The sequence below is a fragment of the Rhodoluna sp. genome, assembly GCF_049276775.1.
Lineage (GTDB): Bacteria > Actinomycetota > Actinomycetes > Actinomycetales > Microbacteriaceae > Rhodoluna.
Window position 1 is genome coordinate 1 of the sequence record NZ_JBASXC010000003.1, and the last position, 9,374, is coordinate 9,374.

The 9,374-nt window shown below is 52.2% G+C and carries 11 protein-coding genes; 3 read left to right on the top strand and 8 right to left on the bottom strand.

Annotation, left to right across the window (positions count from 1 at the left end; genetic code table 11):
- The coding region (locus WAO31_RS00175) for a hypothetical protein (RefSeq protein ID WP_509588838.1) at positions 1-201 on the top strand (201 nt) is incomplete at its 5' end.
- An 18-nt stretch (positions 202-219) separates the two neighbouring features.
- Here WAO31_RS00175 and WAO31_RS00180 read toward each other — a convergent pair.
- The 4 genes from WAO31_RS00180 to pyrE are packed head-to-tail and all read right to left on the bottom strand — an operon-like array spanning position 220 to position 4,016.
- Entirely contained in the window at positions 220-1,509 is a 1,290-nt protein-coding gene (locus WAO31_RS00180) for an adenylosuccinate synthase (RefSeq protein ID WP_509588840.1), read from the bottom strand.
- 45 nt (positions 1,510-1,554) lie between these two features.
- Entirely contained in the window at positions 1,555-2,211 is a 657-nt protein-coding gene (locus tag WAO31_RS00185; protein ID WP_509588842.1) for a TrmH family RNA methyltransferase, read from the bottom strand.
- The gene (locus tag WAO31_RS00190; protein ID WP_509588844.1) at positions 2,211-3,455 is read right to left on the bottom strand and encodes an MFS transporter; all 1,245 of its coding nucleotides are present in this window, start codon (positions 3,453-3,455) and stop codon (positions 2,211-2,213) included. Before WAO31_RS00190 ends, WAO31_RS00185 begins: the two co-directional genes overlap by 1 nt.
- Entirely contained in the window at positions 3,456-4,016 is a 561-nt protein-coding gene (gene pyrE / locus WAO31_RS00195) for an orotate phosphoribosyltransferase (protein WP_509588846.1), read from the bottom strand.
- 16 nt (positions 4,017-4,032) lie between these two features.
- Here pyrE and WAO31_RS00200 point away from each other — a divergent pair, with 16 nt between their 5' ends.
- Entirely contained in the window at positions 4,033-4,809 is a 777-nt protein-coding gene (locus WAO31_RS00200) for an exodeoxyribonuclease III (protein WP_509588848.1), read from the top strand.
- Here WAO31_RS00200 and WAO31_RS00205 read toward each other — a convergent pair.
- Genes WAO31_RS00205 through dnaK form a run of 4 tightly spaced genes read right to left on the bottom strand, consistent with a single transcriptional unit; the run spans position 4,806 to position 8,560 of the window.
- Positions 4,806-5,219 carry a heat shock protein transcriptional repressor HspR gene (locus WAO31_RS00205; RefSeq protein ID WP_509588850.1) on the bottom strand — a complete coding sequence of 138 codons (414 nt, stop codon included), beginning with the start codon at positions 5,217-5,219 and terminating at the stop codon, positions 4,806-4,808. The two genes, WAO31_RS00200 and WAO31_RS00205, sit on opposite strands and share 4 nt — an antisense overlap.
- A 19-nt stretch (positions 5,220-5,238) precedes the next feature.
- Positions 5,239-6,156, bottom strand: a complete 918-nt coding sequence (locus WAO31_RS00210) for a DnaJ C-terminal domain-containing protein (RefSeq protein ID WP_509588852.1) — start codon at positions 6,154-6,156, stop codon at positions 5,239-5,241.
- 5 nt (positions 6,157-6,161) lie between these two features.
- The gene (locus WAO31_RS00215) at positions 6,162-6,710 is read right to left on the bottom strand and encodes a nucleotide exchange factor GrpE (protein WP_509588854.1); all 549 of its coding nucleotides are present in this window, start codon (positions 6,708-6,710) and stop codon (positions 6,162-6,164) included.
- 8 nt (positions 6,711-6,718) lie between these two features.
- Complete coding sequence (gene dnaK / locus WAO31_RS00220) at positions 6,719-8,560, bottom strand: molecular chaperone DnaK (RefSeq protein ID WP_509588856.1); 1,842 nt, start codon at positions 8,558-8,560, stop codon at positions 6,719-6,721.
- A gap of 222 nt (positions 8,561-8,782) precedes the next feature.
- Here dnaK and WAO31_RS00225 point away from each other — a divergent pair.
- A partial coding sequence (locus tag WAO31_RS00225; protein ID WP_509588858.1) for an MFS transporter occupies positions 8,783-9,374 on the top strand: 592 nt, incomplete at its 3' end.

Consider the following 9,374-nt stretch of genomic DNA (forward strand, 5'->3'; position numbering starts at 1 on the left):
CACAGCCAAACTGCCGTTGCGGTATTTGTCTCTGGACTAAAGCTGGGTCACGTTCCCGAGGTCAATGCTCCAGGGGTCTATAAATTTCTGATGGAAAACGGTGGCTACGCCAAAGCCGATGCCGCCATTTACTTTTCCTCCGCGGATGGTAAAAACAGTCTCTGGTTAGACGCTGTTATCCCGGTTATGTATAAACCCTAAACAAAAAAGACAGGCACTTTAGGCGCGAAGCAGATCGTGACGCACGATGGTTGCGTTCCGATCTGGTCCAACACCAATTGCAGAAATCCTGGTTCCAGAAAGTTTCTCAAGTGCCAAGACGTAATCCTGAGCGTTTTTAGGAAGATCTTCAAATGTCTTCGCACCCGTTATGTCCTCGTCCCAACCCGGGAAAGTTTCATAGATCGGTTTGGCGTGGTGGAAATCAGACTGGGAAACCGGAATCTCTTCTGTTCTAACTCCGTCAACGTCGTACGCCACACAAACCGGAATCTCTTTGATGCCGGTTAGAACATCCAACTTAGTCAAGAAGATATCGGTTAGACCATTGATTCGAGTTGCAAACTTCGCAACCGGAGCATCGAACCAACCGCAGCGGCGCTCTCTTCCGGTTGTTGTTCCAAACTCAAAACCTTTTTCGCGAAGGAACTCGCCCCACTCATCAAACAACTCGGTTGGGAAAGGGCCTGCTCCAACGCGAGTTGTGTAAGCCTTCAAGATTCCAATCACCGAGTCAATCTTGGTGGGTCCTATTCCGGAACCGATTGTTGCACCGCCCGCAATCGGTGAGCTCGATGTGACAAACGGATAGGTTCCGTGGTCAACATCCAAAAGCGTTCCCTGGCCACCTTCGAGCAAGACAGTCTTGCCAGCCTCGAGGGCTTTATGAAGCTCGAGGGCGGTATCGGAAACCATCGGCGCTAGGCGCTCCGTGAAGGTAAGTAGCTCACGGACGATTTCCTCAGACTTGATGCCAGCTCGGTTATAAACCTTTGAGAGCAGCTGGTTCTTCTGCGTTAGCGCTGCTTCAACTTTCTGGCGAAGGATGCTCTCGTCGAATAGGTCCTGAACCCTGATTCCAAGTCTTCCGACCTTGTCACCGTAGGTTGGTCCAATACCTCGACCGGTTGTTCCAATGGCGCGCTTTCCTAGAAAGCGCTCCGAGACCTTGTCGATTGTCACGTGGTAAGGAGTGATGATGTGTGCATTGGCTGAGATCTTTAGTCTTGAGACATCAACGCCCTGAGAGATAAGCCCATCGAGCTCTTTGATTAGAACTGCCAAGTCAATAACAACACCGTTTCCAATAACTGGAACTACTCCGGGTGTAAGGATGCCGCTGGGCAGTAGGTGCAAAGCGAACTTCTTATCCCCGATAACGACTGTGTGTCCGGCGTTGTTTCCGCCCTGGTATCTAACTACGTAGTCGACTCGATCACCGAGTAAGTCTGTGGCTTTGCCCTTGCCCTCGTCGCCCCACTGGGCGCCAACTAGGACTATTGCAGGCACAACAAAACTCTACCAGTTAGTGAATTTGGGCGTCCCTTGGCCAATTTAGCCACGCACCGCATGCTGCATAACCCACTGGTGCATGGTGATTGCGGCAGCTGCGGATGCGTTTATTGACCTAGTTGAGCCAAACTGTGTGATCTCAACAACATCGGTGGCTGAAGCTAGGGCAGCCTCCGATAAGCCTGGCCCTTCTTGACCAAACAGCAATACGCAGGCCTCAGGCAGCTTATAGCTCTCGAGCTGTTTACAACCGGGCGTATTGTCGATGGCAATGATGGGTAGTTCTTTCCCGTCGTTGGCGGTCTTGGCCCAGGCAACAAACTCTTCCACGGTTGGGTGGTGAAGGATGTGTTGGTAGCGATCGGTCACCATCGCGCCCCGCCTGTTCCAACGTCTGTTTCCGATGATGTGAACCTGGGCTGCAAGAAAAGCATTGGCGGTTCGAACAATCGAACCGATATTCAAATCATGCTGCCAGTTCTCGATTGCGACGTGGAAAGGGTGACGATTGGTGTCAAGGTCGGCGACAATCGCCTCCATCGACCAGTACCGGTACTTGTCCACGACGTTTCTGGTATCCCCTAAGCGAAGAAGTTCCGGATCATACTTTTCTGAACCTGGACCGGATGGAAGATCTCCAACCCAGGGACCAACGCCCCAGGTGGTTAGTTCGGGTGACGGGTTTTCCTGATTTTCCATTAGTTAGCCGGCGCTAGCTCCCTAGCCGCGTCCAAGTCTTTATTCGCCTTATTGAAAGAAACAAACACTGCAAGCAGCAAAACAATGCTTGCCAGGAAGAAGTAGACCGGCTGTACTCCAAAACCATCAACCGCAAGTCCAACAACAACTGCGGTTAGGGTTGGTCCTGCTCCCCAGATAGTCATCTCAATGCCAAAGACTCTTCCCCGCATGTTCTCAGGGATCACCCTTTGGATAACAGTGTTGAGCATTGGCATGAGTGGTCCCCAGCTAAAGCCAAGGACTGCTCCGAGAATAAGGAGTATCCAGAAGGGTGGAAGTAGTGACATAAGAAGTACGGAAGAGCCAAGACCTATGAAGCCAAACTTCAAGATGGTTGAGTACTTAAATCTTTTCTGGAGGCGTTCGAAAAGTAGTGCTCCGGCAACCGAGGCTGCAGCCATGGTCGAGATAAGAAACCCAAGACCCTCGGCGTAATCGAGGGCGTTGAAGTGTGCGGGGAGAACAACCATCTCGGTTGGAAGATAAATCATCGCGAGTGTCATCACAAAGCTAAGACCAAGCAAAACCGCCGGGGTCTTAAGAATGGTCTTAGCTCCAAGCACAGTGTCCCTAAGCAAGCTTCCGGTTTCTGATATTCCATCGCCTCTAGCTTCCTGGGTGCGAACTAGGAACATTGAAGCCGAGGAAATTCCCGAGAAGATCGCGACCACAATAAAAACGTCATAAGGGCCGATCAAGCCAATAAACAGCGCACCGACGGCAGGACCAATCGCGAAGCCGGTTGCAAAGACAGCTTCGTGAATTGAGTTGGCTCGCTCGAGAGTTAGTCCGGCAGGACCAGCAACATCAGGAATGATGGATTTTCTTGCCGTTCCTCCAGCTGGGCTAACTATCGCCCTCGATAGGGCTAGAAATACCAGTAGGACGAAGGTTATTTCAACGTAGGCGTTGGCGATCGGAATCATCAAAATAGTTACTGCCGCCAACCCCTCGGATATATATCCGCTAAGCCGTCTTCCGATTCGGTCAATCAAAGTTCCAAGAATTGGACCAAAAAATAATCCCGGGATTGAGGTGAGGGCAACAAGTGCTCCGGCACTTGCCGCAGAACCGGTTAGCTCAAGTGCTAGCCAGGGAAGTGCAATAAAAGCCATCGCTGTTGATGCAACGCTTGTGATATTCGAGAGCTCAACAAATAGGTACGGCGCAAGGCGCCGTTTAGTTTTTACAGAAGTGCTCAATTACAGTCCCAGATCTTCAAGTGATACAGCGAACAGGTACCGGTAGCCGGCCTCCTGAATTACCTCTCGTGCACCGGTTGCCCTGTCCACTACGGTGGCAACCGCAACAACTGTTGCACCGGCTTTTTCCAAAGCTCTGGCTGCGGTCAGAGGGGATCCGCCGGTGGTGGAGGTGTCTTCTAATACAACCACCTTTTTGCCTTTTACTTCCGGGCCCTCGACCTGTCTGCCCATGCCGTGCTCCTTGGCAGCTTTTCGAACCACAAACGCATCAATTGATCTTCCTCTGGCGGAGGCCTGGTGCAGCAGAGCCGTTGCAACCGGGTCTGCCCCCATGGTTAGTCCGCCGACTGAATCAAAGTCTTTTATGCCCTCGCTATCTAAAAGATCGAGCATCACCTGGCCAATGAGAGGTGCGGCTTCGTGGTGCAGGGTCGCTCGTCTTAGGTCAACGTAGTAGTCGGCTTCGATGCCGCTTGAAAGTGTGACTTTTCCGTGCACCACAGCAAGCTCCTTGATTAGTTCAACAAGGCGAGCTTTGGTCTTGGTGGTTTCGGGCATGGATTAAGTTTAAGGAGTGAAGATAGCAAGCTGGAACGTAAACTCCATAAGAACCAGGGTGAATCGGGTAATTAGCTTCCTGGAAAGCAGCAAAACAGACGTTTTGGCCATGCAGGAGATCAAATGCAAGCCCGATCAGTTCCCCTATAAGCCCTTCGAGGATGCCGGCTACCAGATCACAATGCACGGCCTAAACCAGTGGAATGGTGTTGCCTTTGCAAGCAAGATCGAAGCCGAGGATGTAGAAATAGGTTTCACCGGAATGCCGGAGTTTAAAGAGGTTTCAGAAGCTCGCGCAATAGCGGCAACCTTCGATGGTGTGAGGCTCTGGAGTTTGTATGTTCCAAACGGTCGAGCCATTGACGATCCGCACTACACATACAAACTCGAGTGGCTAGATAGATTAGCCGCCATCACAGCAGAAACTTTAGAGAACGAACCGGAACTTCCAATGGCTCTGATGGGAGATTTCAATATCGTGCCGCTGGATTCTGATGTTTGGGACATTAACTTTTTCGCGGGCTCCACCCACGTCACACCCCAAGAGCGCCAAGCCTTCGAGGCTTTCGAGCAGATCGGTTTGAAGGACGTTGTCAGACCATTGGTGCCAGAAGGATATACCTACTGGGACTACCAGCAGCTTCGCTTCCCTCGCAACGAGGGAATGCGAATTGATTTTATTTTGGGCTCAGATGCTTTTGCAGAAAAAGTATCCTCGGCAAGTATCGAACGCGATGAGCGCAAGGGCGAAGGCCCGAGCGATCACGTTCCGGTTGTTGTGACTCTTAGTTAGCGCGCCCGCCACAACACAATCTGGGTTGCCCTTGAGGGCCTCTTACCCGCCGCTAAAGATTCAACACCCTGATCACCAGCTGCAAAGACTCTGGCTCCCGGTCTGTTCAGCATTTCGTTAGCAAGTGCTTGCTCGAGATCTCTAACCCTTGCCCGAAGCTCAGCGTTGTTGTTTTCTAGTTCAAGAATTCTTTTGATTCCCTCGAGTGATACACCCTCGGCCGATAGCGCAGCTATCTGTCTTAGCTGTGCAACGTTTCGCATGGTGTACCGGCGGGATTGACCCGATGTTCTGCTCGGGGAAACAAGACCCAACCTGTCGTATTGCCTAAGAGTCTGGGGGTGCATCAGGGCTAGCTCTGCCGCAACTGAAATCACAAACAGCGGGGTGTTCTCATCGAACTCGGTCATCGATACTCCCCCTTACCTTCTATAGAAGTCCTGCTCTTGTGAGCAGGTCCTCTCTCGGATCTTCGTTTGGCATTACCTCTTGGAATTCCTGAAGTGCCTTCTTGGCTTTTTCAGAAAGGTGCGAAGGAACTGCGACCTCAATGGTGGCAAGTAGATCTCCGCGGCTGTTCCCCGAGTCGACTCCTCGACCTTGAATGCGAAGCACTCGACCGTTTGGAATGCCGGGGTGAATCTTTAGCTTCACCGGCTCCCCTCCGAGGGTTGGAACCAAAATGTTTGCACCCAATGCTGCTTCAGTAAAGGTCACGGGAACCGTGACTCGAAGGTTCGCACCGTCTCTTGTAAAGACCGGGTGCGGCTTAACCCGCACGGTGATAATCAGATCTCCCGAGGGTCCACCGTTTGGAGAAGGTCTTCCTTTGCCGCGAAGTTTTATCTTCTGGCCGTCTTGAACACCGGCTGGAATCTTTACGTTGAGTGGTTCCATCCCCTGAAGGGAAAGCTTTATGGTTGCGCCCTTAATCGAGTCGATGAAATCAAGTGATGTTCTTGCCGTTAGATCAACTCCGGCTGCCGGTCCAAAGTCGAATCCGCCTCCGAAGCCTCCGGGGAATCCCCTTCCGCCTCCGCCAAATAAATTGGAGAAGACATCTTCGAATCCGCCGCCCTGTCCCTGGCCGCCGGCTGTGAACCTGGCGCCACCGCCCATGGCGCGAACCGCGTCATACTCTTTTCTTTGCTCTGAATCGGACAAAACAGAAAACGCTTCGCTGATTTCTTTGAACTTAGCTTCTGCTTTGGCATCTCCTGGATTTGAGTCCGGGTGAAACTGACGGGCAAGCTTGCGGTAAGACTTCTTGACTTCAGCTTCGGGGGCGTCCTTGGCAACGCCAAGGATCTTATAGAAATCCTTTTCAAACCAGTCTTGTGAGGCCATGACTTTTAGCTTTCTTCGGGAACAAACACTGAGACCATTGCTGGTCTAAGCAGGCGATCTTCAATCTCGTAGCCGGCCTCAATGACCTCATTGATGACGGCCTCTTTAACCTCCGCGTTAGGGGTCTGAACCAGCGCGTTGTGAAGTTCGGGGTTGAACTTATCTCCTGAGGCCCCAAATCTCTTCAGTCCAAAGCGCTCCCCCGCTCCGCGGAGTTTCGTGACAACCGCGGCAAAGGGCGACCCTTCAAGATCGCCGTGGGATTCGGCTCGCTCAAGATCATCCAGGGCTGGAAGTAAAGTTCTCAAGACCTCGGCAACCGCTGCGTTCCTGGATTGATCTCTGTCGCGCTCCACGCGGGATTTGTAGTTAACAAATTCCGCCTGAAGGCGCTGAAGATCAGCCAGAAGCTCTGCTTCTTTACTTATCGGCCCGGTTTCTTCAACCAGGTCGGCAAGTTCTTGGTCTAGAGCATCGGTTTCGGCATCGGGAGCAGTTTCCTGCTCGCCGGTTGCCTCCGCCTCATCCTCTGGGGAAGTATTTTCCTCAGTCATTACTTCTTCTACTTCTTCTCTTCAGCTGGCTCTTCGTCCACTACCTCAGCGTCGACTACGTCTTCGCTTGAGCCTTCAGCTTCGGCTGGAGTTTCCTCCGAAGCACTTGCGTAGATAGCCTCGCCCAGTTTCTGAGAAGAGGTCGATAGCTTTTCGCTGGCGGCCTTGATGGCGTCAACGTCCTCGCCCGCGATTGCAGTCTTTAGTGCATCGACGTCCGCCTGAACTTCCGTCTTTACATCCTCTGGAAGCTTCTCGTCGTTGTCCTTGATTAGCTTCTCGGTCTGGTAAACCATCTGCTCGGCAGTGTTCTTGGTTTCCTGCTCCTCGCGACGCTTCTTGTCTTCGGCCGCGTTTTCCTCTGCTTCGCGAACCATGCGCTCGATGTCTTCCTTCGGAAGAGACGATCCACCGGTGATGGTCATCGACTGCTCCTTGGCGGTTCCCTTGTCTTTAGCGGAGACGTGAACGATTCCGTTGGCGTCAATGTCAAAGGTGACTTCGATCTGTGGGATACCGCGAGGTGCTGGTGCGATACCGGTTAGCTCAAAGTTTCCAAGCGACTTGTTGTCCTTGGTGAACTCGCGCTCACCCTGGTAGACCTGAATCGATACCGATGGCTGGTTGTCATCGGCTGTGGTGAAGGTTTCTGATCTCTTGGTTGGAATCGCAGTGTTGCGATCAATCAACCTGGTCATGATGCCACCCTTGGTTTCGATTCCAAGAGACAAAGGAGTGACGTCGATTAGGAGCACGTCCTTACGCTCACCCTTTAGAACACCGGCCTGAAGAGAAGCGCCAACTGCAACAACCTCGTCTGGGTTCACACCCTTGTTAGGTTCTTTTCCTCCGGTTAGCTGCTTCACCAATTCGGTGACTGCTGGCATACGAGTTGATCCACCAACCAAAACAACGTGAGCGATGTCAGAAACTTTTACTCCGGCTTCCTTGATCACGTCGTTGAAAGGCTTCTTTGTTCTCTCCAGGAGATCGGAGGTTAGCTGCTCGAACTGAGCACGAGTGATTGTCTCGTCCAGGTTGGCGGGACCGTTCTCGGTTAGAGACAGGTAAGGAAGCTGAATGTTTGCAGTGGTTGACTGCGACAGTTCCTTCTTGGCCTGCTCGGCCGATTCCTTGAGTCTTTGAAGTGCGATCTTGTCTTTCGAAACATCAACACCGGTGGTTTCCTTAAATTTCTTCACCAGGTGATCAACAACCCTCTGGTCCCAGTCGTCTCCACCCAGGCGGTTATCTCCCGAGGTTGAGCGAACCTGAATGGTTGAGAAGTCTTCGTCTTTTCCAACTTCCAATAGTGAAACGTCGAATGTTCCACCACCCAAGTCAAAGACCAAGATCAGCTCATCCTGCTGACCCTTGTCGAGTCCGTAAGCCAAGGCAGCTGCGGTTGGCTCGTTGATGATTCGAAGGACGTTTAGTCCGGCGATCTCGCCGGCTTCCTTGGTTGCCTGACGCTCGGCGTCGTTGAAGTATGCCGGTACGGTGATGACCGCGTCGGTGACTGATTCACCGAGGTAGGTCTCAGCGTCGCGCTTTAGCTTTCCGAGGATTCGAGCTGAGATCTCCTGCGGGGTGTAATTCTTGTCGTCCACCTTAAAGCTCCAGTCGGTGCCCATGTGGCGCTTTACCGAAGCGATGGTTCGGTCAACGTTTGTCACGGCCTGGCGCTTGGCGGTCTCACCAACCAGCACTTCGCCGTCCTTGGTGAATGCCACTATAGAAGGTGTGGTTCTAAAGCCCTCGGCGTTAGCGATAACGCTCGGCTCGCCACCTTCCAGCACTGAAACTGCGCTGTTTGTGGTTCCTAGGTCAATCCCTACTGCACGTGCCATTTGTTGTTTCTCCTTATTTTCCTTGTATTTACTGGTCTAAAAGCTGTCCTGGACTCAAACTTGAGCCCGATTGACTCAAGTTTCACATACCAAAACATTATTGTCAAGCGATTTATTCCAAAGTTGAGTGGATGAGACTCAAGATTTGGGGCTAAGGCATTGTTTGCCCGATATTCAGTAGTTTTTGGTTCAAAATCTGGTTCTTTGGAGTAGCTTGTTGGCATGACAGATCGCACAAATTCAGGCTCCCCCAAGGCCCCAAAGACCAAACTCGGTGACAAGAAGACTTTCGCCTGGGCCCTTTGGGACTGGGCACAGCAGCCCTACCCGACCATCATGCAGACTTTCATTTTCCCGGTCTATCTCGCGGGAGCAGTTGCCGAAGCCGGCACCAACGCAGACGCCCTGCTGGGTATCGCAACTGGAGTGGCGGGTTTCTTGCTGGCGATTATTGCCCCGGTGCTTGGAAGGCGTTCCGATGAGGGTGGGCGCCGCAAGTTCTGGCTGATGATCAGCACCTATGGACTCGTGGCAATCATGGTTGCGAGCTTCTTCGTCGAACCTAAAGCTGAGTTTCTAATCTTCGGTCTGGTTTTGTATGGTCTGGGTTCTGTTGTTCAAGAAACCGCCTTCGTCAATTACTACGCGATGCTGAAATCAGTATCTTCTCCCTCAACGATTGGCCGCATCTCGGGCTACGCCTGGGGTCTTGGATACGCGGGAGGAATCCTGCTGCTAGCCGTTGCACTGTTCGGTTTTGTTCTACCCGGAACTGTTTTTGGTGTTCCTGCAACAGATGGCCTAGAAGTTAGAA